The following is a 24,775-nucleotide window of genomic DNA, read 5'->3' as shown; positions in this document are numbered from 1 at the left end:
GATATCGGATTTACTTTCAAGAATACGGGTGTTAACTTCGGCTGATACTTATATAGTTGATTTTCAAGGAATGAAATTTATGCGTACGCTATTAATTCTGCTGATGATTTACTGCTTTGCATTCTTCAGTGTGTCAGCAAATGCCGATAATACCTTTCCCGCTCAACCACAGATGTTAAAGGTCAGTTCGAGCCTGTTAACTGAGCCTGCTGACTTTAAGGTGACATTACCAGCGAGTTACCAATCGAAAGCGGATAAACGCTATGTGGTGCTGGTGGATTTACACCCTCGTAGCCATGGCTATCTCGCTGGAATGGAAGACTGGATGAGTCATAACGGTGGCTGGCCTTGGCTGGAAACCATTATCGTGACGGCGCCAGATGGTCATGCAGGCTTAGGTGAGTTAAAAACTTTAGCCATTAAGCAGCAAGAAAATCAGCAGTTTTTGGATTTTATGGAACAAGTTCTACTGCCCGCCATCGACAAACAATATCGCACAAATGGTTTTCGGATCCTTAATGGCTTCACTGGCAATGCCACTTTCAGCCTCTATACCCTTTTGAATCGCCCAAGCCTATTTAATGCTTACATCGCCGCAAGTCCGGTACTGGATGATAACTACGCTTTTGTAATGGCAGATGCTGCAAAGAAGCTCGCAGGGATGAAAGGGAAGCCAAGATTCCTTTTTATGAGCACTAGCGACAGTGATTTCGAACAAAATCAGTTAGCTGACTTTGGCAAGCTTGAAGCCATCATCAAAGCGAACGCCACGGATTCTCTCGACTACCGCATCAAGCGCTTCGATGGCACTTACTATATGACCCAACCTATTTTGGCGACGGCTTATGGTATTGAAGCTATTTTTAACGATGTACACCAAGTGCTTAAGCCTGATTCGACCATATCACGTCAAGGCGTAGCCGCTATTTTGGCGCATTATAAAACCCTGTCGAACGACAAATATGGTTTTGACGTGCCCGCTACCGATTCGCTTATCGCGTTGGCACGTTCCTTCGAGACGACTGATCCTGCCAAAGCTATCGACATTTATCTGCAAACCTTAAAGGCGATCCCAACAGCATTCGAGGCCAGCCATGCATTGGCAAGTGTCTATGCGAGCCAAGGTCAGCGAACTGAAGCGATTAAGTATGAAAAGCAAGCACTTGAGTTAACGGACCATCCATTCTTCCAAGACAAATACCGTAAACAGTTAGCTGAATATCAGGCGGATAAATAAGTGAATTAACATTTGGCGCTTGCGTTTTACCTGTTTGCTCACCGTATATCGCGCACGGGTTTGTGCTAGCCATAAGACTATGGTCTTAATAGCTAAGGGAAATTTTGGCTGTTATTGTAGTTACAGTCCTTTTTCTATCCTGTGGTTTCTATGCAGTGGTTTTTTGGGAGATGAGACTGCGTATTTTCAGCTGCGAATAGAGAGAGATAAATGAAATATTTACCCGCATTTGGTTTTGGTATCTTATTAGCGTTATTGAGTTTTATCAGTTTCTCATTAGTTGCTAGCGCGGGTTATATGCTAGATATGTTAAGTGCTGTACCCAAGATTACGCCGAACAGTGTGGAGTACCTGTTGTTAGGGGCTCACGATGCGAGTTTGCTGATATTGCTAGCAGGTTTAGTGCTTTACGCTTACCACAGGATTTTTCCTAAACTTCCCTTCGATTGGTTCACCGCTGTGTTTATCCAAATGCCACTGGGCTTGGCTGTGTTAGCGTTAGATGGTTTTAGCTTAAACCTATTATCATTCAAAGGTTTTGCGCTGACGCTGACCACTTTAGCCGCTTCCTTTGGGGTGTTAATCATCTTCTGGTTACTACAGCGTAGAGCTAAGCGTTTCGAGTTGAGGTTGAACTAAAAAATTGAGAAGCCTAAAAAAATATATTTATCATGTTCTTAATTGTAAGTTTAGGCCATTAAAGTTGTTTCAATGGCCTTGATTTTGTGAATTTACAATTTTAGTCAGAAGATAGTGTTCGTTGATGCATTTTCTAGAATTGATAATTGAGTGCCAGTTTGTAGTTACGTCCCGGTAAGGTTTTTTCTTCATCATCAGGCTAAACCGAGTAAGTCTCATCCTGAGTTCTAGGCTCGCTAACCAAGGGGATTAATATGTGAGATATACGCTGTGAAGTTGATAGCCTTCTGCATCCATTCCTCTTTTGAGCTGAGCCTCCGGAAGACGGGTCATATCCATGGCAAAGCTTGATATCCATGGTAGTCGTAATGCTGAGATCAGCTGCCAGCTGATCCCAAGATTGATTTTATCTTGTGGAGCACTGTTATAGGGCTGGCGAATATCTTCAATAGTGCCAAGGTAAAAGTTGGGCATGCCCTCGACATCCATTTTCACTTTGCTGTAATTAGCAAATAGATCAAGACTGTTGTATTGATAGGTTAATTCTGCTTCGATACCGCTCGAATAGAGCATGCCAATATTTTTACTGGAATAATCTCTATGTGTGGCTTCTGTTGGGGAAGCTGGTACTTTTTGACCATCGACAATATTGTACATATAAGGTGCGGTGTCGATATAATTTTGCATTATGGCGGTGCCGGGCAAACAGCTGAAACATTGGCTGGCGAATTTGCAAAATAACAATGCCCAAGGAGAGTTTTATCTAACCGATATTATTGCGATGGCACATCGGGATGGCGTTGAAATTGCTACCGCCCATCCAGCCGACCCGATTGAAACTGAAGGCGCGAATAACCGGGTACAGCTGGCTCAATTAGAGCGTGCTTATCAAAAACGTCAAGCCGAACAGCTGATGCTGAGCGGCGCCAATTTACGCGATCCAGCACGGATTGACGTGCGTGGTGCAGTGACTGTTGGCAATGACGTGATGATTGACGTTAATGTTATTTTCGAAGGCAAAGTGGTGCTAGGCAATGGGGTCTCGATTGGCGCTAACTGTATCCTGAAGGACGTCACTATTGGCGATAACAGCGAAATTAAACCGAATTCGATGCTGGAAAGTTCAGTGGTTGGTGCCGGTTGTTCGGTCGGTCCTTTCGCCCGGTTCCTGTGTTGGCGGATGATAGCCATGTCGGTAACTTTGTTGAACTGAAAAAAACCGTGTTAGGCCAAGGTTCTAAAGCCAATCATCTGACTTATCTGGGGGATGCGGTGATCGGCAGTAAAGTGAATGTCGGTGCTGGCACTATCACCTGTAACTACTATGGCGCCAACAAATTCCAGACCACGATTGAAGATGGTGTGTTTTTTGGTTCCAACAGTTCACTGGTGGCGCTGGCTCTGTGGTGACACATGACGTCGCTGCCGACGAATTGGTGGTCGCACGGACCAAACAACGGCATATCAGCGGTTGGCAAAGACCGGTCAAAATCAAAAAATAAGCTGATTTAAGCGCTATCGTAGCAGCACGACTGGTTTAGCGTGCAGTTCCTTCTTTGATGCCTGCTTCCGGCCATTCCTGCACTAATAAGTAGCCCTGATTACGGTAAGTCACCAGCAGTTCTTCCGCTTGACCACTCAGTTGCACTAACTTTTTCCGCAACCGGCTGATGGCAATATCCAGTGCTCGGCCTGCCAGATAAGTATTTGTTTCACCCAATGCCAGCGCTAATTCTGTTCGGCTGATAATTTTTCCCTGATGGGCAATCAGTTTAATCAGCAACTGTTGCTCGTTTTCACTCAATTGCAGTGCATGCTGTTGATAGCACAGCTGACGATTTTCCAGATTAAGCCGGAACTGTAAAAACCGCAGATCGGGTACAGTCACAGCGTACGGCGGCAAGCGACGCAATAAACCGTGGATGCGAAGCAATAACTCCTGCGGAAATACCGGCTTGCAAATGTAGTCATCAGCACCAGCGCCGAGCCCTTGCACCCGGCTTTGTTCCGACGCGTTGGACGAGATTAAAATTTTACCGATGTGGGGTTGGCATAGCTGGCGGCACAGTTCAATACCACAACCATCCGGTAATTGCACATCGGCGATCAGCAGTCGTAAATCTGGTTGTGACAACATGGACATGGCGGCAGCCAGCGAATGTGCCAGGCTGACCTGGAAACCTTGTTGTTGCAGGAAGGCACTGAGCGCCAACCCAAGCCATTCGTCGTCTTCAACCAACAACACCCGGATTTGTTCAGTCATGCCGCACTCCTTCGATTTTTTGCCGTAGCAACTGCGCACTGCGGCTGGCAAGCTGACTTAATGGCTGTTGTGATGCGGACACTCGACTGAGCTGGGTTTCTAGTGCTGCTAGCCGCTCCGCCAGCAATTCCAATCCCAAAGTAGCTGCCATACCACGCAATTGATGCAGATTGGCCTGCAGTTCAGCGCCATGCAAACTGGGCCACTGGCTGATCTGCTGTTGTAATTCGGCAGCCAGCCCGGCTAATTTTTGTTGCACCAGTTGCGCCGGTAAATAACAGGCGAAACTTTGAAAGGTCAGGCTGTTGGCTATTAACGGCCAGGGCAACAATTGACGAATACTTTGTTGTAACTGTGCCAGCTCTACCGGCTTAGTCAGCACTTGTTTAATGCCTGCAGCCAAACAATCCTGCTGCAATTGCCGGCTGGTATCGGCGGTTAATGCCAGCACAGGTGGCAGTGTGCTTGGCAGGGGGCCAGCCAGCTGTTGTTGCAACTGACGGAACAAACTCAGGCCATCACTGTCTGGCAGATTCATATCTAGCAATATCAGCTCAAAGCTGTGTTGCTGACAGAGACCAAGCGCTTCTGCCGCAGTGGCGGCCACCAAAACCAGATGACCATCGTGTTGTAGCAGTGCTTTAATGATCTGCTGATTTAATTCAACATCTTCTACCAGCAAAATATGCAGAGGTGGTATGGTACTGCTGGCGACTGTTGCTATGGAATCCGAAGCGCTGATCGGTATCAGCGGCAACTGAAAGTAAAAACAGCTGCCAACACCGGGCTGGCTGGTAAATTTTAATTCCGCCCCCAATAACTGCAGTGCTTTTTGACATAAAGATAAACCCAGGCCAGTACCTTCCCGCAGTTCCTGCTGCGAAGCCCGGATAAAAGGCGTCAGAATATCGCGCTGGTCGTCAGGGTTGATGCCAATCCCACTGTCTTCGACCGCAAAGTGGATGCAGTGTTGTGGTCCGGTCTGATCCGTCAGTTGCACCTGCAGCCGGACAAAGCCATGATCGGTATATTTAATGGCATTCCCCAGCAAATTGATTAGCACCTGCCGTACTTTGCCCTGATCAAAACTATAGATTTGCTGCGAACTCAGCTGTTCTGTTTTCAAACTCAAGTGTAATTGCCGTGATTGCGCCAGTGGCTGCATACTGTCGACGATACTGTGCAACCAGGGAACTAATAAGGTGTCCTTTGATTGGATTTGCACCTGACCATGCTCCAGACTGGCATGCTCCAGCACTTGTTGCGCCATGGTCGATAATGCCATGCCTGCGTCAATAATAATGCTGCAGTCCTGCTGCAGCTGCGGATCCTGTTGTTGTAACCTCATCAGTTGTGCTTTGCCGACGATGGCATTGAGCGGCGTGCGTAATTCGTGGCTCAATGACGCCAGAAAGCGGCTTTTTAACGCGGCTTCGGCTTTGGTTTGTTGTTGTAACCTATCCAGCATCTGGATACGTCGTTCTGAGCAGAGTAGGAAATAACTCAGCGTCAACCCATAAACCACAAAATATGATAAAGCCGCCACCGCCACATTTAATAGATTAAAGCTAAAGATACCGCCTAAGTCACCGACCAACATGATATAAGCAATACGGTAGCTCATCAGCAAGATTAATAACATCAGGACCGCCTGAAACAGTTTGACCCCTAATGAAAATCCGGCTTTTTGTTTGGCTCTCAGCACCCGGATACTCAGCAAGCTACAAAGGGAAAACATCAGACTGACCAGGATAATGCGGCCATCGGTATAAGGCGTGATATAGGTGAAATACAAAAAAGGCAGGCTAAAGCTGAGCGTGAGTACAGTTAACAAGCTTTTGTTGCGCTGGTAGCCGAAGAATAAGCGGGTGCCCCATAAAATGGCTAACACTGCAGCCAGCAAAATATGGTTGGCTAACACCACTCCCAGCCAAACCGGTGTCTTGCTTTGAGTACTGAGTAATAACAAACCCAGCGGCAGCAGGCTATTGCCAATCGCCCACTGTTTCGGGCCAGCAAAATCTTTATTCAGCAGATATAACGGCCAGATAAATAAAGCACAGGCCAAAGTCACCATGACCGAAGCTAACGAATGCGCGAGCGGATCCAACATTACCACACCTAGATTGCCTTCAATTGGCATCTCTGATTACTACAACCTGGCTATTTTACCCTGTTTAGTGAGGAATCATAGGGTAACTTTCGTACCTTTTACGGGGTTTGTGACTAACCTGCGCTGCCGTTACTTTTCTACTTTTCCGACTGCTACATCATCGACAGCTGTTACATGACGTTACACAGCATCCGGCCTTTTTGTTCAGAAATTGGAACCAACATGTTAGCATCCGGCAATTTTTTATTCTGGTGAATGACTCACCACTGATTATTACTTTGCTATGGAGCAGATATGATTCGACTCTTGCAGTTAGCTATTTTGTGTATTGCCCTGACCGCATGGCCCGGCTGGGCGATGCAGATTTTTGTAGAAACACCTTCCGGCAAAACTATTGGGTTGGATGTGGAAGGCTCAGACAGTATTGAAAACGTGAAAGCTAAAATTGAAGATAAAGAAGCGTATCCGCCGGAAAGTTATGCTTTGTTTTTTAGGCAAGCTAAATTAGCAGATGGTCGCACTTTGTCGGACTACAACATCAGCAAAGACAGTAAATTAATAATGCTGTTGCCTGATAGTTACCTTTTTCAAGGTCCGCTCGCCGCAAACGGTTTCTGTTCCAGCGGTTTCTATCCTTCGATCCCGGGTGGCGGGGTTTATATTTTGGCGCTATCGGGACCAGGCGGTTATTGTGCAATCAATGAAGAAGGCTTGGTGAGTCATTCAAATGCGTTCAATACAACTGGATTTCTCATCACAAATTTCAGCGCCACTTTTACCCCGAAAAGTATTCTGTTAGTTAACAAAGCAAATAAGCAGCTCGTTGCTACTGTTACCTCTCTGAATGAAGATGATACCGAAATCTTTAGCGAAACTTTTGATATTAACTCGGGCACCAATGGACTGAGTTTGAAGGCTGCCCATGGGTATACAGGCAAATTATCGATTAAGTTTAATCAGGGCGCCGAGGTTTACCTAAAAGGTTTTAGCATTATTCCAAAACCAGTCAATATAGCGCCGACTATTTCCGGTAAGCCAGCAACAGCGGTGTCTGCAGGCAGTTTGTATAGTTTTACCCCAACAGCATTCGATGCTCAGGGAGACAGACTAACATTTTCCATTGCCAACAAACCCGTTTGGGCAACTTTTTTTGATACTGCCACTGGCGGCCTATCCGGCAGTCCAGATTTTGAGCATGTTGGTGACTATCCCAATATCCAAATCAGTGTCAGTGATGGTTTATTGAGTGCGTCATTGGCGCCATTTTCTATTCAGGTGACTGCTCCTGCTTACCAGGTTAGTTTCATCGATGCCAGTGGTCAGTTGTTATCGACCCAGCAAATTCCCCATGGTCAGGCGGCTACCGCACCAGCAGCACCTACGCGGGAAGGGTATACCTTCACTGGCTGGGATGTTAGCTTTACCAACGTGACTTCAGCTTTGATAGTGACAGCGCAATACCGCCAGAATGTGTATGCGGTGACCTTTGTTGATGCAGAGGGGCAGTTGTTATCGACCCAGAAAATCCCCCATGGTCAGGCGGCGACTGCGCCAGCAGCACCCGTGCGGGAAGGCTATACCTTCACTGGTTGGGATGTTAGCTTTACTAACGTGACTTCAGCTTTGATAGTGACAGCGCAATACCGCCAGAATGTGTATGCGGTGACCTTTGTTGATGCCGAGGGGCAGTTGTTATCGAGCCAGCAAATCCCCCATGGTCAGGCGGCGACTGCGCCAGCAGCACCCGTGCGGGAAGGGTATACTTTCACTGGTTGGGATGTTAGCTTTACTAACGTGACTTCAGCTTTAACCGTGGCAGCGCAATACCGCCAGAATGTGTATGCGGTAACCTTTGTTGATGCAGAGGGGCAGTTGTTATCGAGCCAGCAAATCCCCCATGGTCAGACGGCGACTGCGCCAGCGGCACCAGAGCGGGAAGGTTATACTTTCACGGGGTGGGATGTTGATTTTAGCAAAGTCACTGCTGCCTTAACGGTGAAAGCTCAGTACAACCAGCTGCAATATCAAGTCAGTGTGAATTCAGTACCAGGAGTCAACATTAGCCCGGCACAGCAAAATATTGCCCATGGCCAGTCTGCTGTGTTTAGTCTGACGCAAACCGATCCGGCGCTTTATCTGCAAGTGCGTGGTTGCGGTGCTGTGCTGCGACAACAAAGCATCCACACCGCCGCCATTACGGCAGATTGTATGGTCGAATTGCAAAGTTTCGCTGCTTTTGCGGTGCAAGCAGCCGTCCAGACGAATCTGGTCACTGCCAATCAGTCTGTTGCGGTAACTGTCAGCGGTGGCAGTGGCCAGTTCCGCTGGTTGGGTGGTGAGGTGTTGCGAGCGAACCAGCTGCAGCAGCTATCGCCAGAACAAGTCAGCACTCTTTTCAAGGCGGTTTCTGCCACTGAATTTATCTTTAGCAGTCAGCAAACCGGTCGTTATCAGTTGCAGTTGCAGGATGAACAAAGCCAGCAAATTCAGATACTGACGCTGGAAGTGCATCCATTTGTTGCTTTTACTGCCGCCTCACAACAGGTTGCACAGCAAACTGCAGCCAAAATCAGTATTTGGCTCAGTGATGAAGCGATCAGCTATCCGGTGACGGTAGAGTTTAGCGCTGAAGGCGTTCAGCTTAGCGAAGAGAAGCTGTTGATTGATCTGCAGGACGAGCGGCGTCGCAGTTATCAGTTATCGGAGCAGACCAGTAATAATGCCACGATCAAGCTGACCGCAGTCAGTTCAGGCAATGCGGTTTTGGGCACACCGGCGATCCATCAACTGCAGACTGGCGCTATGGCCAGCACTGCTGCGTTGCAGGTCAGCATAGAACAGGACGGTTTATCTGGTTATGCCGTCCGGCAGGAAGCAGGTTTGATCAGGTTGCAGGCTGGCAATAGTCACGAAAAAGTGCTGGATTATCGCTGGGAGTTAGGCGAGTTAGCTACCGTTGCTGTGGTGGAAGATGATGTGGTGATGCTGGATCCTGCCAAGTTACAAGGCCGTTATCAGTTTAAGCTGCAAGCGACTGACAATAATCAAATTCTGGAAACCGATCTGGTGTTGTTGGTGGTGGCTGGTTGCGCGCATGATCATTGTGGCAGCGAGCTTGACCAGAGCGGTTTGCCAGCGGCAGAGAATTTATTCACTGATCAGTCTGGCCGATTACCACTCTGTCCGAAAGTTGAGCAGGACCAGAATGGCCGAGTCAGTAGCTGTACCCCGGCCGAAGCAGGCGTTAGTTATTTGGAAATTCCGGCGCAATATCAACTAACGCTGGGTCAACAAAGTGAGGCCAGTTCCTGGGCCAGTGGTCAGTTTGGAGTGGCGTTGAATGACGGCGCTTTACCTGATCAAGGCTACCAGCAACAAAGCCAGTTGGTCGATTTTGAGATCCGAAACCTGAATAATCAGGGTGAAAGTGTGCCTGTTGTGATCCCGTTGCCGCAAGGCCGTCAGATCAATACTGAAAGTGTCTGGCGTAAACATCACAATGGCCGCTGGTTTGATTTTGTGCAAAACAGCCGTAATCAGTTGTTTAGTGCAGGCAAAAATAGTGAAGGCCGTTGTCCGTTGGTGTCAGATGTGGTGTGGACACCGGGTTTAACTGCGAAGGATGAATGTGTGCGGTTAATTATTGAAGATGGCGGTCCAAATGATGCTGATGGTAAAGCCAATGGTGTCATTGTTGATCCCGGAGTACTGGCGCAGGTAGTACGGACCGATAAAGTCTATAACACTGCGGGTGGCAGCACCGGCTGGTGGTCTTTGGTCGGTTTGTTGGCATTGGTGCTGCGGCGTCGGGTAGGACTGCTGTTGCTAGTGGCGGGTTCTGCACCTGTGGTCGCAGAGCCCATGGCGCTGGATAAGATGTATCTGCGTGCGACTGTTGGTCAGATGGATACCGACAGCCGTTTTCAGTTACAAGGTCAGCAATTCAGCGCGGAGCAGGAGCAGCGGCTGGCCTGGCAACTGCATGGGGGCTATCAGTTAAATACATACCTGGCGCTGGAAGGCGGTTGGTTGGATGCTGGTGAGTTAACGGTGCGCCTGCCTGGTGTGTTGCAACAGACTGAGTTGCCTGATGTTGCACGACTGGTCAGCGGTTCAGGTTATGGTCCAACATTGGCGGTGCGCTTGTCTTATCCTCTGGCTGGCCCGGTGTCCGTGTTTGGCACTGCTGGTGGCTGGTATTTAATGCAGCGGCAGCAGTTATTTGATACTGCTGCTGAATCACGCTCGCAGCAAAATTGGCAAGCTGCCTACACCGCAGGTCTAAGCTGGACCTTGTCAGAACAATGGTCCGTTCAGCTTAGTTATGGTAGCTATCAGACATCACCACAAGTCAGTAATCTGACCGCTGTTGGTATTCAGTGGCATTTTTGATCTTGTTAACTGCTGGCAAATTACAGTTTTAGTCGCTGGCAGCTTTCTATTGTTGACCCCGCCTTTGTAGCGGGGTTTTTATTTGTACGCAGTTATCTGACTGTGTCAGCGCCGAAAATCGAGCTAACTAGCTTAAATCGGATTATTTAGGATACTCTGCTCGACTTTACTAAAGTGTTGAGGTGGATGGCTTGCGATGTCATGTCATGTCATGTCCAAGAAGAATTGAGATGAGTGTTGAACTTCTTATTTAGGGCTTATGACGTTTCGAGGCGAGGTTGGGCAAAAAAATGGGAAGACTAAAAATCAGATTCTTAGTTAACCTGACACAGAATTATGAACAGCCTCTGAGGCCGATTTAACGGGCCATAACTGCAATAGCATTAAACTCCGCGTGAGTGATGTTCTGTTGTGGCTTATTGCCTGTCAATTGATAGGCGATAAGTCCCGCAATCATATTGAGCATAAAACCATGCATACTGCGGTGTCTGGAGTGCTCTATCTGTGAGATATTTTTTAACTGGTCGTTGATGGTTTCTATGATGACACGTCTCGACAGCATCGCTCTATCCCACAATGATATCGCTTTGCTTTCATATTCTTACGCACGTTTGTTACCAGTGTGACGCCTTTTTCCAGCAATTCACTGGACAGTGCTTTATTGATATAGCCTTTATCTGCATAGCGTTTATCCATATCACTGTTCACCATCTCGTTCACCAGCTGTGTCATGTACATTCGAAGGGGTTACTTTGGCGGCGACTATACCCCTGACTTCTGTCCAGATGATTGTGCGACTCTAGCCCAGTTCAGGTTATTTATAAAAGTAGGCCATTAAAGTTATTTCAATGGCCTTGATTTTGTGAGTTTACAATTTAATCAGTAGATATTGTTCGTAGATATATTTCTAGAATTGATAACTGAGTGCCAGTTTGTAGTTACGTCCAGGTAAGGTTTTTTCCTCATCATCAGGCCAAACTGAGTAATTCTTATCCATAAGATTCTCAATACCAGCCCTGAGTTCTAGGCTCGCTAACCAAGGCGCCTGATAAGTTAGGTATACACTGTGAAGCTGATAGCCTTCTGCGTCCATCCCTCTTTTGAGTTGCGCTTCGGGAAGGCGAGTCATATCCATTGCAAAACTCGATGTCCATGACAGTCTCAGTTCTGATATCAGCTGCCAGCTAATTCCTAGATTGATTTTATCTTGGGGCGCGCGGTTGTAGGGCTGGCGAATATCTTCAATGGTACCTAGGTAGAAGTTGGGCATGCCCTTGACATCCATCTTCACTTTGCTGTAATTAGCAAAAATATCAATATTATTATATTGATAGGTCAATTCTGCCTCGATACCGTTTGAATAGAGCATGCCAATATTTTTACTGGAATAATCTCTGTGTGTGGCTTCTGTTGGGGAAGCTGGTACTTTTTGGCCATCGATAATTTTGTACATATAAGGCGCAGTGTCGATATAATTTTCGACTTCGGTATCAAACCAGTTTAGTTTGAATAAGAGCCGATCGGCATAAGCAAGTTCGTTGAATACTAAGCCAAATCCAACTTCATAGTTACGGCTATTTTCGGCTTCTAAGCCAGGTTGCGGTTCGCTGTAGCATTGTTTGCTTGGTCTATGACAAATCCATTCATCTTTCTTGTATAGCTCCCTTAAATTTGGCCCTCGAAAGCTTTCAGTATAGCGACCATATAGGCGCAACCAGTCAGTCGGACGAATGGTTAAGCCTGCATTAGCTGACCATGCATTATCACTATTCTCACCAAATTGTGGATAGTTATCTGATTCATTTTGGTAGGAGTCAAAGCGAAATCCCGCTTCTGTGCTCAGCCAAGTACTGTAGTCAGATTCATGTCTTAGACCAAGAGCGAAGGTTTCTCCTTGGCTTTTACCATAGTAAGTGCCATTGGTATTCGTGAGGCGATTAAATTCTTCGTCTTGAAATTGGCTGTAATCAAGATTGGTAAATAGAGTAACTTCACCATGCCAATTATTAACTTCATGGCTTATGCCATTACTCAAGTTAAGGCCGAAGCTCTTATCCTCAAAAGTATCATTTTTATCGAATTGATATTCAGTTGGGCTGAGTATGATCTTGCCTTGCTGTTCGCGAACTTTTTGGTAGTCTTGATAATAGACTTGTGCTCGCAGATTGATCCAAGGGGAATGGCTATCGAGGTGATAGGCTAATGACTGACTTAAACGCTTACCCGTTTCACTTTCGTTTAAGGGTTGATCCATCCAATTGGTGTTATTACCAAAGGGGAGTTCAGCTATTTTGGACTTTGTGTAAAAGGTATCCGAGTCGAAACGACCTATTGGAGTTTCCAAATTGAGTTTTAAGCGCAGGTCATCATTTTTGCCATCATTTTTTAATATTTCAGTTTGACCTCTAAGTGAATCTTCATCATCCCTTGGATTAACTTCAACATCGCCAAAGGTACGTCTATTGGCATGCAATGCGATACCTAAATCTTCAGTTGCATAGTAAGCGGTAATTCCACCGCGCCGCATGGAGTCGACATCGCCCATACCAGCTCTTACTAAAATGCCTGCCCCCGCGTTTCCAGCGGTATAATCCCACGCATTTTTAGTGACAACTTTAATTTGTCCCCCTATAGCACCGCTTCCCGCTGATATGCCGTCGGCTCCACGAGTGACTTCTACTGCTTTAACGACACTGGGGTCTAAATCGAGCGGACTAATATAACCATTAGTATTGCTTCCATCGCTATACTGTTTGTAATTTACCCCGTCAACTTGGAGGTTAATCCTTTCATTTCCAAAACCGCGAATACTGATATCTCCCATAAGAGGCCTATCGTTATTATTTACACTGATGCTTGGGGTTTGCATTAATACATCGGTCAGCTCGGACGCTTGGGTATCTTCGATATATTTATCAGTAATAACAGTAATAGACCTAGGGATTTCAAGTGCTTTTTGTTTTAAATCGAGTTTAGTTCCAATAACTTGTATGACCTCTAGTTTAGTGGCTTCTTCTGTCTTCTTATGGATATCTTCTGCAACTGCGTGGAAGGATAAAAAGGGAAGTAAAGCATAATAGAGAGGAGAATATGGATGAGCTTTCATACAACTAAGTCCTTTTATTGAGAGGCTTTAAAAATCGCAGAGATTCTAAGCTTGTAACGCATAAATGCAAACGATTCTCATTTAATTTACATTGTTCAAACAAAGTAAATGTGTTTTGTATGGATGGTTTTATATTTTATAAGATGAGGGATTGCCGAGTTGAAAATGGACGCTGGATTTTAGGATTGAAATGCCTGTGAGGCTCTGAACTAAATTAGAGATTTAATGTGATTGGTATTACTTATTGTTTATTACTAGTAACTGTTTCCAACAGGCTGCTTAACTGTTTTTCGGTCACTAAATTATGTAAAATCATTGGCCTAAATGGATTTGAATCGTAAGAGTAGGAGCCAATGAGTTCGATTAAATTTGATATTCCCGAAGATCACCGTATTGCTTTTCAGAAGTATTACAAACAAAAAGTCGCCCCTAAATGCGCACCGTTTGAAGCTAAACGTGAAGGCGTGAACCAAAGGCGGCGTGAAAATGCCAAGTTCACTACCCCAATCTACTACATAGGTATCACTATTATTTTGGGCGCCTTCGCCGGGCTGCTCGGGGTCCAGTTTATGCTGGTGCCTATGGATTATTTTGTGCCTTTGATGATTGTCGCGTTCTTGCCCGCTCCCGTGATAGCGTTAGCGGTCATTGCCTCGGGTAAGGAAAGCAATGAGCTCTATAATGCCGCCTTTGAAAAACTCTATCCCATTAGCCTTAAGTATTTTGGCGATGACTTTGCGCTAACGAGGGAGCCTAAGGTCGATTTCTCTCCCTTCCTTGAGTTGGGGCTGCTGCCTAAAACCGATAAGCAGTATGCGCAAAATTGCCTTAAGGGAACCTATAACAAGGTGCCGTTCCAGTTTTATGAGGTCGATGCTTATAACACTAAAGCGAACGATAATGGCTCGGTTCAGCGGGAGATCATCTTCAATGGTGTGCTACTGGTTTGCAATATTCCTAAGCGATTCAATAGTACTACGCTGTTAGTCACAGATAAGGGCAGTTTAAAAAATCGCCTTGAGGGTTTTAAGACTAAGCTGTCGCGCGTCAAGCTTGAGGACGTAAGGTTCGAGCGGCGCTTTGAGGTTTATAGCAGCGACCAAGTCGAGGCGCGCTACTTACTCAATCCCTTGATGATGGAAAATTTGTTGGCTTTGAGCCGCGAGTTAAATGCCGAGGTTGAAGCCTGTTTTTATCAAAAACAGTTGCTGATTAAGATCCCGACAAAACACCACTTCTTTATTAATCAACTCGATTTAGATCGCCCCATCGATTTTAAGCGTAATATCGAGCAAATGTTTACCGAGTTAGGTTACACCTTCTCGATCATCGACACTTTAAAACTTGATAAACATACCGGACTATAAGCGCCCCAATTGCAGCCACACCCAGTGGCTGCTTTCTGCTAATCCCTAAAACATGACTTTTGGCACTTATGGGTGACTCCCACGCTCGTTAATATCAAGCTTCAAACTTTGATGGAGCAAGATGATGAACACGATTTTCACCCTGTCGCAATTTGTGCATATTACCGCCGGCGCACTGGCATTAGTGTTATTTTGGATGCCTGCCATGCTGAAAAAGGGCAGCGCGAACCATAGTCGTTTTGGCCGTTATTATGTCTATGCCATGTATACAGTGGCAGCGACTGGTGTGGCGATGGCAACGACGGGCCTCATTGAACCGCTCGCCGTGATTAAACAGCCTGCGGCCAGCGCGGACGCCTTAGCAGCGCAGATTGCGGATCGTAAAAATGCTTGGATATTTCTCATCTATATCAGCTTATTAACCTTAGTGACCGTTAGGCATGGCGTGTTGGTTCTGCGTTATAAGGCGCAGCGTCAGCAATTAAAATCGCCGCTGCATTTGTCGTTAATGCTTACCTTGACGCTACTTGGCCCTGTGATGGCGCTATGGGGATACCAAGAAAAGCTGATCCTTGCGATGATTTTCGGCCTGTTAGGCACAACAGTTGGGGCGGGATTCCTACGCTATAGCTTTAAGGCGACCCTGACCAAATTAGAATGGTGGATTGAGCATTTAGGCGCCATGATTGGTTCGGGTATCGCCTGCTACACCGCCTTTTTCGCCTTTGGTGGCAGCCGCTTGTTTATCGACCATGGCAATTTGCGCCTGCTGTCGTGGACACTGCCTGGTGTTGTCGGTTTTGTGGTGATCCGCTATTTAAGCGGCAAGTATCAGCGTCGTTTTGCGGATTAGCCTGAAACGTAAAAGCATAGGGAGCCGTAAAAACAAAGGGAGCCGTAAAAAGAACAGGGGCCGCCTAAGCTGCCCCGATTTGAGATGATGTGAGCGGTTTTACCCGAACTAAACCTTGGTCTCTACGGCAGCATTGGCCGCCTTCGCAGACTCGAGCCACTGATCGATTTTTTGCTCTAATAGATCTAAGGGCAAGGCGCCGTTTTCGAGCAACCTGTCGTGGAAGACTTTAATATCAAACTTATCGCCTAAGGCTTTTTTAGCCTTGGCCCGCAGTTCGATAATTTTCAGCTCACCTAACTTGTAACCTAAGGCTTGCCCAGGCCAAACCACATAGCGCTCGATTTCGCCCGTGGCTTCAGAGAGGTGTATTCCCTCAGTAGCCACCGCATAATCAATGGCTTGCTCACGGCTCCATCCCTTGGCATGCATACCCGTGTCGACCACTAAGCGCACCGCGCGGTGTAACTCGGACTGCAAGCGGCCAAGATCGTTAATCGGATTATCCTGATACATGCCCATCTCGGCGGCTAAGCGCTCGGCATACAGCGCCCAACCTTCTCCTGCGGCATTAGAGTAAAAAATGGTACTCAGCAGCGGCAAGGTATCCGACAGACCTATGAGCGTCTGTAGATGATGGCCGGGATTAGTCTCGTGATAGGTTAAGGTTTGCAGCGAATAGGAGGGCAGCGCCGCCATATCGTACAGACTTATCCAGAAGGTGCCCTTACGCGAACCATCCTGTGAAGGCGCATCGTAAAATGCGCCGCTGGTCGCGGCGGCGCGGCTATCGGGCACTGCTTCAATCGCGACGTCTTGATTCGGTAACAGCCCAAACCATAACGGCAATTTGGTATTCACTTTGGCGAGATAGCCGTGAATGTCCGTCATTAATTGCTGTTTACCCTCGGCGGTGTTGGGGTAGATGTATTTAGGATTCTTGAGCAATCGCTGCATGCGCTCGCCAACTGTGCCTTTGCGGTAACCCACTTGTTTGAGTAACACATCCATCTCGGCGGTAATACGCGCAACTTCGTCTAATCCTAGTTGGTGGATCTCATCTGGGGTCATCTCCGAATTGGCGAGGTGTTTAATCATCGCCTTATAGAGTTTAGCGCCTTGAGGTTGGTGGCCGAGTCCCGCCACATGGGTGGCCTTGAGGCGCACAGCTTGCAGTGCGGAAATCAACTGGCGCGTCGCAGGGTAATATTTGGTCTCCACCAGTTCGGCGGCAGAGTTCGCCAACGCCTCACTTTCAGGTACTTGGGCGGCGGTTAATTTGGCTTTAAAACTGCTGACTAAGGGATGCTCATTAGCATGGTGCACTAACTGTTGCTGCAACACGGCTATGCTCTTATCGATAATAAAGTCGGGTGGGATCACCCCCATTTGCACATCTTGATCCAGCTTATCGATAACTGTGCCCATGGCGGCTGGGTACATGGTTAAGCGGTTGAGATAGGCCTTAGCTTGTTCTGGGGTGGTGACCGCAAACTTATCTTCCATATACCCTGGAAATTCAACATGCAATCCAGATAAGTGGTTGACAACATATGGTAAAAACCAAACACCGTATTCACCGAGCATAGTGCCATAGGCCACGGTTTCGGCGGGTAACAGGGCACCAGCGATTTCGGATTTTATCGAGCCTAAACTCACTTGCTCCGAGGCGCTAAGCTTGCTGGCATCGATAGCATTGAGTTCAGCTAATATGGCCTTAAGCGCTTTACGGCGATGATTTTCCTCCGATGGGCTGTAATCGGTCAGCTTAGATAGCACATCTTTACCCGCTTCATCCTCGGCCACGCCATAATAGGTGGCGATTTCGGGTCTTAGGGCAAAATAACGTTGGGTGATTGGCGCGAGTTGCTGCTTGAGGCTCAATACTTGGACGGCCTTTTCGGCCTTGGCCTGCTCAGCGGTTTGATTGGTCTGTGTTGGGTTTGGATCGCTACAACCCGTTGCTAACATGGCCAGCATTAACGCATTTATTATTCTTTTCATCGGGTTACTCATACAAAGACATTGAGGCAAATCCGTTATTGAACCTATACCTCAAGTGTTAATCCGTGATTAGTGTGATCAAGCTCAAATTTGAACGGTTATCCTAGCAGTTTATTGCAACCAAACCGCAAAAATTTTTGTCGCTAGTTTTATTGGGGGGATGGTTAAGTCTGCTCAATTTATAAGTCACTGTTATCGTTTTTGTTGGATGTTGAAAAGCATTTATTTATTGCTTACTTGTTGACGACTCGATGCGTAAGTTGCTTAAATCTCTTTGTTTTGGATAAGCGAATGATAAAAGGATAAAAAATGGAAGTTATACAGAAAAAGGGAAAAAACAAACATACCTTTCGTTTAGGGCAAGAACAGTTTGAATACGCCTATGAAGATGCGTCAGGTAAAGGAGATGCTGAGATTTATTACGGTGATTTGCCTCTTAAGCGCTCCGAACAAATTGAGCAAAATGATTGGCTTAGAAACGTAGGTGTATTGTGGATCTTGCTTGGCCTGTTTCAAAGTGGCTATGGCAGTTTTACGCGAGGTGCTTTTTACTTTGACCCCATGTGGATATTTATTGGGGCTTCCTGCTTAACGTGGGCACTCATGACTAAGGTAACTTACACAGTATTTAAAGCCGATGGCGCTAATATCTTTATTATCAAAGACAAACATCATGATGCGTTGATTAGAGAGTTAATGGCGCGCCGCAAAGCACAGCTTGCCCATTGGTATGCAGATATCAACCCTGAGAATGAGTTGAATAATGAGATCAACAAATTCAAATGGCTAGTTAAACAAGAAGTGCTAACGGAAGAAGAGTCAGAGCAAAAGATTAAAGAAGTTAAGTTTTATCATCAAGCAGATGATGAGCAGAGAGTGCTAAATTAACTCGATTTTCTTAGGCATTTTACTCTTTCGCATCTAGTTCGGATGGCATTAATTAACACACTGCTCAAATGAAACGATAGCCTGTTCTTCCAAGATCAGGCTATCAATCACCACAATCTCATTCCTGACTGGCTGAGTCTATTTATAGACAGCCTAGTAATTTAAGTCCTTTGCCTCAGGCGTATTTCAACAAGTTGGCGGTAAATTGATTGGCCAGCGTGATTCTACTTAGAGACTATTTATAGAGCCTATATACGGAAAAGCTAACAGATTGGAAACTGAGTAAGGCGAGGTTAGTTATCTGATTTATTACCCCTGCCAATATCTCGTTGATTCATATAGTGGGCTAATTGTGCTGCATCGGCATGGGGGCTGGCACTTAAGCCGTTGAACACACCCTGTTGATCGCTAATGGATCTATGCTGGCCGAGCTTTTCCTTTGCTTGAATCTCATCAATCACAATTTTAAAGCCGACTATAGCTTGGCGCAGTTTCTGCTGATACTCATCTGGCATAATTTGTTTATCTTGCAATAGCTTGGGTTCGTACTTTGTGACTAGCTTGTCCAACATGTCTTGGGTTTCGGTATCACTCAGCAGGCTTGCGACGCCATAACAATGCACCGCCGCATAATTCCATGTAGGCACCGCAGGTTTAGCGTCATACCAAGTTGGGGAAATGTAAGCGTGTGCGCCGCTGAAAACCACTAATACCCGCTGGTTTTCTAGCTCTTGCCAATGTGCGTTTGCTCGTGAAACATGGCCATACAAGACGCCTTTCTCTCCCGATGTTGCATCGAGTACAAAGGGAATATGGGTCGCATTCAGTGAACTCGAAACCAGTAAACCAAAGCTGTTTTGCGTGATAAAACCTGTGATTGCCTGCTGATCTGTCATCGCCATATTCTTAGGGGTATACATTGTCATCCTTGGGTTTCAACATGAGTGAAAGCGTTATATTACAAGGAAAAAGTTGGGAGTCGATAGGGGAGCTGTCTCAAGGTGTAGTTGGTGGGAGGGCCCTGTGGACGTTATGCAGTATTGCACACCTTGGTAGTCACGATGGTATAGATGCGCCTATCTATGATTTTTCCGTGAATGGCTGCCAGTAAGTGGTGAGTCAGTACGTGATGAACCGCTGTTTTTTTCACTGCATCAACTTTATCCATCAAGTGGATGAATGTGATTTGATGACAGACATTAATTTGCCAGTGGAATGATTGCTGCTCATTAACGCCGCGTTTCCTCTGTTGTCATATCGGCATAAGCTTTAGCTGTTACGAAATATAAAGATGGGAGCCAAGCATTATGCCGACTCCCATCTTATTTAATACCTTTTAAAGCGCCCTGAGTCTTTTACATACTATTGAGGTTGGATTAGATCGCTTTACTCATATCACCTGCTTGAATAATGGCAAAGTTTTCTACTTTGATATATTGACGGAAAGCACGGTTAAGATCTTCAGCTGTTAGTTTAGACAATTGATTTTCAAAATCTTTATTGAATGCCATCGTGCGGCCAAGGCGTAAATTAGTCGTTTGGTTGCGCGCTAGTTCATCGTCTTGTGAGCGACTAACCTTACGGCTCTGTAGTAAGCCTGATTTAGCAGCTGTAACTTCCTCTTCTGTAAAACCATCTTTTAATAGACGGGCGACTTCTTCCTTGAATCCTTTGTCGACTTTCTTGAGATTCTGCGGAGCACATATTGCGTAGGCAGCTAAGCTCGCGCGATTTGTGGTTTCATCCAAATCTATAAATGAACCAGCACCATAACTTAGGCCATCTTGCTGGCGTAAGCGTGTCGCTAAGCGGCTACTGAGGAAGCCTCCTCCTAATATGTAATTACCAAGAGTGAGGGCGGCTGCATCGGCATGGTTTTCGCCTACAGGTAGAGAGGTGGATGCGACAAAAGTGGCATTTTCCTTATCTGGTGTGTTGAAAGTAATAGGCTCATTCTTCAATGGTATATATTCACGCATCAGCAGTGAATAAGGCTTATCCGCTTTCCAGCCTTTGGTGAGTTGAGCAAAAGCGTGTTCGGTTTTAGCGGGATCAAAATCACCTATTACAGAGATTTGCATTTGCTGTGCGCCATAGAGACTTTTATGGTATTGCTTTACATGTTCAAGCGTTAGCGCGTTTAAGTCGACTAGTTGCTCTTCAAAGGTAGGTGCATATCGTGGATCTTTTTTAGCATAAGGTGATTGGTGACGACTAAATTCTTCGAAGGCTAGTCTTTGCGGATCTTGCAAGGCCTGCTCAATCTTCACTTTTGTTTCGTTTTTATAGACTTCAAATTCATTTTTGGGGAAGCTCGGATGACGTAGGACTGTTTCTATAATCGCTAAACTTGGCAATAAATTCGCTTTGTTCGTTTCAATTGAAACGAACAAATTACCATTTGTCGCTTTGACGTTGACAGTAGTTTGTAATTTATCCAGCTCTGCTTTAATTTGAGTCCGGTCGTATTTATTTGTGCCACGCATTAACATTGCGCCCACAGCATTACCTGCTGCGTCTAGGCCTTGTAAGCTATCGACACTTCCCATTTGAGCACTTATTTGCACAACCACGGACTCGCCACGGGTTTTCTTTTCGAGTAATGAGAGCTTAGCACCTGAATCTAGCGTGACAGTCTGGGTACGGCTGTCGATATTACCCTGTGAAGGATCAAATGCTTCACCTTGGGCAATAGCTTCGCGCCCCTTGTAGCCCGCTGTTAAGGCGGCGACATCTTCAACTAAGGGAATGTCTACGCGCGCGGGCTTATCGGTTGGAATGAAGCGGCCGAGTGTACGGTTATTCTGAGTGAAATAATATTCAGCAACGCGTTGTACATCTGCAACTGTGACTTGTTCTAACTGATCACGATTAAGGAACAATAAGCGCCAGTCACCCATACCGAGCCATTCGCTCAATGCAAGGGCGATGGTTTCGGATGAATTAAAACTGAGGTTTAGATTTTTAAGTAAAGTTTGTTTGGCGAGCTCCACTTCGGTGTTGTTGATAGTATTTTCTTTGACGGATTCCAGAGTCTGGATAAATACTTGTTGAGATTTAGCTATATCTGCAGTTTTATCAACTTTGGCGAGGAAAATGGCGACACCGGGATCTTGCCATTGAAAGTTCATCCCAATAATTGATGAAGCGAGTTTTGCTTCGACAAGCGATTTGTGTAAGCGGCCATTGGGTGTGGCGGAGAGGATTTCATTGAGCACGTTTATGGCGGCAAAGTCAGGATGTGAACCTTGTGGGGCATGATAAACGGCTCCAAGTAACTGCACATCACCTACGCGGCGTACTGTGACTTGTCGCTCACCATCTTGTGCGGGTTCAAGTGTATATAGCGGCGCAATAGTACGGTCTGGTTTAGGGATTTGACCAAAGGTATCTGCTATTTTTGTTAAGAGGTCTTCGGTTTTAAATTTACCTGCAACAATTAATGTCGCGTTATCAGGTTGATAGTATTTTTTATAGAAAGCTTGCAGGTTATCTATCGACACGTTTTCTAAATCGGAACGTGCGCCAATGGTTGATTTTCCATAATTGTGCCAGTCAAATGCCGCCGCCAACATACGTTGCATCGTAATACGGAGCGGGTTATTTTCGCCGCTTTCAAATTCATTACGCACGACGGTCATTTCGCTATCGAGATCTTTCTTCGCGATAAAAGAATTGACCATACGGTCAGATTCCATGCTCAATGCCCAATTGATGTTGTTTTCCGTTGCCGCAAAGGTTTCGAAGTAATTTGTTCTATCTGTCCAGGTTGTGCCATTAGGACGTGCGCCATGAGAGCTTAATTCTGAAGGTATGTCTTTATGTTTTGGGCTGCCCTTGAACACTAAGTGTTCCTGCAAGTGGGCCATACCTGTCTCACCATAGTTTTCATGTTTTGAGCCGACTTGATAGGTGACGTTTACTGTGACGGTTTCTTTACTGGGGTCAGGGAAAAGTAAGACCTTTAATCCATTGTCTAATCGGTATTCGCTAATTCCTTCTACCTCTGTCACCTTAGTTGTCGCTAAGGCTTGTAATGGCGTTAGACCAAATAAGGCGATGATTAAGGCAGCATGCACATTCGATAGATGATATTTAGCATTTTTCGACATCTAAAAAGTCCTTTTATGAGTAGTTAAACCAATGTTAAACGAGCCTTTGTATGTAACATTCTCGACTGATAATTAAAAGTATTAAATATCAAAGAATTACACGTTTTAGCTTTTTAAGGCTTAAATCCTTCAAAAGTGTTAGTGGGATTGTTATCACTCAGTTGAGATTGAAGAAGATGTGATAATGACCGCGTGTGTTATTGCAAGAGACAAAGTTATTGCTGTGCCTCTGAGTGAGTTTTTCGATTTAGACGGCGAAAAAATGCGATAAATTAAATCTCTATTACATTGTTTTAGTTATAAATAAAATTTGACTCTGCGTTTTTGGGTTTGCGTTCAGTAAATAAAAAATGATGAGTGCTTACACCTGGTTTCTGATTAGTGACAAACATACCTATAAAGACCACCAAAGCAGAATGGTTGACATAATCAACCAATCTCGATATTGTTGATACAGTCAACTATATAGAGAACCTTCTATGCCTTCATTGTCACTCAGTGAAACTTTGCACAGATTAGTGCATGCCTACAAAAAGCAATTGCGTAGCGATATTGCTGCACAAGAGATTGATTTACCTGTCACTCATATCCGTGCCTTGAAGGGTGTGTGTCGCAATCCTGAATCGACAGCCCAGTCTATTGCCCTGCGAATGCAGCGGGATAAAGCACAAATTACCCGTGTTCTTAATGAGCTACAGCAGGGCGGGTTGATCACTAAAATCGATAACCCAAAGGATGGCCGCAGCCAGTTGCTGCGACCCACGGCTGAGGGGGAAAAGATCATGACCCAGATCAGTACCTCAGAACGCAAAACTGTAGCGCGCATGACGCAGGCGCTCAGTTCAGCCGAAGTCGATACTTTTATTAAACTTGCCAATCGGATTAGCAAAAGTGTGGATGAGGCGACTGCCGCCAAAAGTGAAACTGATTGCCTTACTCAAAAAAGACCAACTAGTCAGCCAAAAGACATGGCTGGCAAAGGAGCCATTGAGTTGCGCTTAACGGCAGAAAACGCCATAGGAGAAAATCATAATGAATAAACCTGCACCACGCGAGCTAGAAGTGATCCGCTCGACTTATATCACTCCGCATATGTTACGCATGACCTTAGGCGGTGCGGGATTCGCTGGTTTTCCTATTGATCAAGAGAGTGCCTATATCAAGTTATTATTCCCACAGGCGGGTGAACGTCCCCTGATGCGAACCTACACCATTCGCCAGCAACGCGATGATGAAATTGATGTGGATTTTGTACTGCACGATACCGACGGCCCCGCATCGAGTTGGGCGAAAACGGCGCAGGTGGGCGATATTATTCAAATCGGCGGACCTGGGCTTAAAAAACTGATTAACCTTGAGGCAGATTGGTTTTTACTCGCAGGTGATATGACCGCCTTGCCCGCCATCAGTGTGAACTTGGCACAATTGCCAAACAATGCAATGGGTTACGCTGTGATTGAAGTGCTAAGCGAAGCTGACATTCAGACTTTAGTGCATCCCGAAAATGTTGAGCTGCATTGGGTGATCAATCCTGAGGCCGATCCCGAAGGCCGTCCTTTGGTCGAGCGAATTGCCCAATTACCTTGGCTTACTGGCGAGCCAGCCGTGTGGATTGCATGTGAATTTAATAGCATGCGCGCGTTAAGAAGGCATTTTAAGCAAGCGCATTCATTGCCTAAGAGTCATTTTTATACCTCGAGCTATTGGAAAATCGGTTGTAACGAAGGTGAGCATAAGTTGGTAAAACAAGAAGATGAGCAGTTAGAAAATGGTGCCAGTGCTAAAGCTTAAATCTTGTTTT

15 protein-coding genes and 2 pseudogenes are annotated in these 24,775 nt (G+C 45.9%); 9 read left to right on the top strand and 8 right to left on the bottom strand.

From position 1 onward, the window contains the following. Positions 1 to 79 precede the first annotated feature (79 nt). Entirely contained in the window at positions 80 to 1,237 is a 1,158-nt protein-coding gene (locus tag NE536_RS05155) for an alpha/beta hydrolase-fold protein (protein WP_261272003.1), read from the top strand. Positions 1,238 to 1,447: 210 nt separating this feature from the next. Next, positions 1,448 to 1,876 carry a hypothetical protein gene (locus NE536_RS05150; RefSeq protein WP_261272002.1) on the top strand — a complete coding sequence of 143 codons (429 nt, stop codon included), beginning with the start codon at positions 1,448 to 1,450 and terminating at the stop codon, positions 1,874 to 1,876. A 249-nt stretch (positions 1,877 to 2,125) separates the two neighbouring features. On the opposite strand, the gene NE536_RS05145 is transcribed toward NE536_RS05150, so the two are convergent. Further along, on the bottom strand, positions 2,126 to 2,533 hold the full coding sequence (locus NE536_RS05145; protein WP_261272026.1) for a TonB-dependent receptor domain-containing protein: 408 nt from the start codon (positions 2,531 to 2,533) through the stop codon (positions 2,126 to 2,128). Positions 2,534 to 2,561: 28 nt separating this feature from the next. Between NE536_RS05145 and NE536_RS05140 the strand changes: the two are divergent. Beyond that, positions 2,562 to 3,378 (top strand): annotated as a pseudogene (locus tag NE536_RS05140) (bifunctional UDP-N-acetylglucosamine diphosphorylase/glucosamine-1-phosphate N-acetyltransferase GlmU); the annotation flags it as partial. A 35-nt stretch (positions 3,379 to 3,413) separates the two neighbouring features. Here NE536_RS05140 and NE536_RS05135 read toward each other — a convergent pair. Together NE536_RS05135 and NE536_RS05130 are read right to left on the bottom strand one after the other, a co-directional pair. Beyond that, positions 3,414 to 4,139 (bottom strand): response regulator transcription factor, encoded by a 726-nt coding sequence (locus tag NE536_RS05135; protein WP_261272001.1) that lies wholly within the window; start codon positions 4,137 to 4,139, stop codon positions 3,414 to 3,416. Beyond that, complete coding sequence (locus NE536_RS05130; RefSeq protein WP_261272000.1) at positions 4,132 to 6,252, bottom strand: ATP-binding protein; 2,121 nt, start codon at positions 6,250 to 6,252, stop codon at positions 4,132 to 4,134. Before NE536_RS05130 ends, NE536_RS05135 begins: the two co-directional genes overlap by 8 nt. Before the next feature lie 294 nt (positions 6,253 to 6,546). On the opposite strand from NE536_RS05130, the gene NE536_RS05125 reads away from it, so the two are divergent. Next, positions 6,547 to 10,644: an InlB B-repeat-containing protein gene (locus NE536_RS05125; protein ID WP_261271999.1), complete on the top strand. Its 4,098-nt coding sequence runs from the start codon at positions 6,547 to 6,549 to the stop codon at positions 10,642 to 10,644. Positions 10,645 to 11,002: 358 nt separating this feature from the next. Here NE536_RS05125 and NE536_RS05120 read toward each other — a convergent pair. Both NE536_RS05120 and NE536_RS05115 read right to left on the bottom strand, forming a co-directional pair. Further along, positions 11,003 to 11,413 (bottom strand): annotated as a pseudogene (locus tag NE536_RS05120) (transposase); the annotation flags it as partial. Positions 11,414 to 11,551: 138 nt separating this feature from the next. Continuing rightward, complete coding sequence (locus NE536_RS05115; protein WP_261271998.1) at positions 11,552 to 13,750, bottom strand: TonB-dependent receptor domain-containing protein; 2,199 nt, start codon at positions 13,748 to 13,750, stop codon at positions 11,552 to 11,554. A 353-nt stretch (positions 13,751 to 14,103) separates the two neighbouring features. On the opposite strand from NE536_RS05115, the gene NE536_RS05110 reads away from it, so the two are divergent. Together NE536_RS05110 and NE536_RS05105 are read left to right on the top strand one after the other, a co-directional pair. Further along, entirely contained in the window at positions 14,104 to 15,117 is a 1,014-nt protein-coding gene (locus NE536_RS05110; protein WP_261271997.1) for a DUF3137 domain-containing protein, read from the top strand. A gap of 121 nt (positions 15,118 to 15,238) precedes the next feature. Then, complete coding sequence (locus tag NE536_RS05105) at positions 15,239 to 15,970, top strand: hypothetical protein (RefSeq protein WP_261271996.1); 732 nt, start codon at positions 15,239 to 15,241, stop codon at positions 15,968 to 15,970. 108 nt (positions 15,971 to 16,078) lie between these two features. Here NE536_RS05105 and NE536_RS05100 read toward each other — a convergent pair whose 3' ends face one another. Continuing rightward, entirely contained in the window at positions 16,079 to 17,974 is a 1,896-nt protein-coding gene (locus NE536_RS05100) for a DUF885 domain-containing protein (protein ID WP_261271995.1), read from the bottom strand. Between the two features lie 309 nt (positions 17,975 to 18,283). On the opposite strand from NE536_RS05100, the gene NE536_RS05095 reads away from it, so the two are divergent. Then, entirely contained in the window at positions 18,284 to 18,862 is a 579-nt protein-coding gene (locus tag NE536_RS05095; RefSeq protein ID WP_261271994.1) for a hypothetical protein, read from the top strand. A gap of 293 nt (positions 18,863 to 19,155) precedes the next feature. On the opposite strand, the gene NE536_RS05090 is transcribed toward NE536_RS05095, so the two are convergent. Next, a complete protein-coding gene (locus NE536_RS05090; protein WP_261271993.1) occupies positions 19,156 to 19,782 on the bottom strand; it encodes an FMN-binding negative transcriptional regulator in 627 nt (208 codons plus the stop codon). A 456-nt stretch (positions 19,783 to 20,238) separates the two neighbouring features. Continuing rightward, entirely contained in the window at positions 20,239 to 22,974 is a 2,736-nt protein-coding gene (locus tag NE536_RS05085; protein WP_261271992.1) for a M16 family metallopeptidase, read from the bottom strand. Positions 22,975 to 23,453: 479 nt separating this feature from the next. Here NE536_RS05085 and NE536_RS05080 point away from each other — a divergent pair, with 479 nt between their 5' ends. Beyond that, positions 23,454 to 24,014, top strand: a complete 561-nt coding sequence (locus NE536_RS05080; protein ID WP_261271991.1) for a MarR family winged helix-turn-helix transcriptional regulator — start codon at positions 23,454 to 23,456, stop codon at positions 24,012 to 24,014. Then, positions 24,007 to 24,765: a siderophore-interacting protein gene (locus NE536_RS05075; RefSeq protein ID WP_261271990.1), complete on the top strand. Its 759-nt coding sequence runs from the start codon at positions 24,007 to 24,009 to the stop codon at positions 24,763 to 24,765. The genes NE536_RS05080 and NE536_RS05075 overlap by 8 nt, the downstream gene beginning before the upstream one ends. The last annotated feature ends 10 nt before the right edge of the window (positions 24,766 to 24,775 follow it).

This window comes from Shewanella septentrionalis, assembly GCF_025370265.1.
Lineage (GTDB): Bacteria > Pseudomonadota > Gammaproteobacteria > Enterobacterales > Shewanellaceae > Shewanella > Shewanella hafniensis.
The sequence above is the reverse complement of the archived record's forward strand: the minus strand, read 5'-3'. Positions and strand labels throughout refer to the sequence as shown.

Bases quoted from the DNA above. Each gene is read 5' to 3' on its own strand.
- NE536_RS05155 (WP_261272003.1), top strand. From the start codon at position 80: ATGCGTACGCTATTAATTCTGCTGATGATTTACTGCTTTGCATTCTTC.
- NE536_RS05150 (WP_261272002.1), top strand. From the start codon at position 1,448: ATGAAATATTTACCCGCATTTGGTTTTGGTATCTTATTAGCGTTATTG.
- NE536_RS05145 (WP_261272026.1), bottom strand. From the start codon at position 2,533: ATGTACAATATTGTCGATGGTCAAAAAGTACCAGCTTCCCCAACAGAA.
- NE536_RS05135 (WP_261272001.1), bottom strand. From the start codon at position 4,139: ATGACTGAACAAATCCGGGTGTTGTTGGTTGAAGACGACGAATGGCTT.
- NE536_RS05130 (WP_261272000.1), bottom strand. From the start codon at position 6,252: ATGTTGGATCCGCTCGCGCATTCGTTAGCTTCGGTCATGGTGACTTTG.
- NE536_RS05125 (WP_261271999.1), top strand. From the start codon at position 6,547: ATGATTCGACTCTTGCAGTTAGCTATTTTGTGTATTGCCCTGACCGCA.
- NE536_RS05115 (WP_261271998.1), bottom strand. From the start codon at position 13,750: ATGAAAGCTCATCCATATTCTCCTCTCTATTATGCTTTACTTCCCTTT.
- NE536_RS05110 (WP_261271997.1), top strand. From the start codon at position 14,104: ATGAGTTCGATTAAATTTGATATTCCCGAAGATCACCGTATTGCTTTT.
- NE536_RS05105 (WP_261271996.1), top strand. From the start codon at position 15,239: ATGATGAACACGATTTTCACCCTGTCGCAATTTGTGCATATTACCGCC.
- NE536_RS05100 (WP_261271995.1), bottom strand. From the start codon at position 17,974: ATGAAAAGAATAATAAATGCGTTAATGCTGGCCATGTTAGCAACGGGT.
- NE536_RS05095 (WP_261271994.1), top strand. From the start codon at position 18,284: ATGGAAGTTATACAGAAAAAGGGAAAAAACAAACATACCTTTCGTTTA.
- NE536_RS05090 (WP_261271993.1), bottom strand. From the start codon at position 19,782: ATGTATACCCCTAAGAATATGGCGATGACAGATCAGCAGGCAATCACA.
- NE536_RS05085 (WP_261271992.1), bottom strand. From the start codon at position 22,974: ATGTCGAAAAATGCTAAATATCATCTATCGAATGTGCATGCTGCCTTA.
- NE536_RS05080 (WP_261271991.1), top strand. From the start codon at position 23,454: ATGCCTTCATTGTCACTCAGTGAAACTTTGCACAGATTAGTGCATGCC.
- NE536_RS05075 (WP_261271990.1), top strand. From the start codon at position 24,007: ATGAATAAACCTGCACCACGCGAGCTAGAAGTGATCCGCTCGACTTAT.